The sequence below is a fragment of the Neisseria maigaei genome, from assembly GCF_958267405.1.
GTDB classification, from domain to species: Bacteria; Pseudomonadota; Gammaproteobacteria; order Burkholderiales; family Neisseriaceae; genus Neisseria; species Neisseria bergeri.
This window is the reverse complement of sequence record NZ_CATQFT010000049.1, coordinates 1-328: the sequence shown is the minus strand read 5'-3', so window position 1 is coordinate 328 and position 328 is coordinate 1. Positions and strand designations below refer to the sequence as shown.

The 328-nt window shown below is 38.7% G+C and carries 1 pseudogene; it reads left to right on the top strand.

Going from position 1 to position 328, the window contains the following annotated elements:
* Positions 1-222 (top strand): annotated as a pseudogene (locus Q3O06_RS08850) (hypothetical protein); the annotation flags it as partial.
* Between the last annotated feature and the right edge of the window lie 106 nt (positions 223-328).

The window sequence follows — 328 nt, the reverse complement described above, 5'->3', positions numbered from 1 at the left end:
CACGATTTTATGGGCGGTCAAATGTGGGGCTTTTATCGTGGAAAAGACGCAGGCTATGAACAGGGTAATACCACTCTTGACCGAAGAACTACTAACAAAAAAGACGCAATAGGTTCATCAGTAACAGCCGCCGTCGCCATTCCTGTCGCCGCACCGTTTGCTATTGCTGATATAGTCGATCAGGATTTTATCCAAGCGATTATGAAAATTACTGGTCATTGATTATCTATATATTGGTGGTTGTTATGAAATGCTATATTAAAGTTGTCATTATTGTTTTTATAATGGTAATGACAACTTCTTGTAATCCTTGCTTTTTTGCAACTTC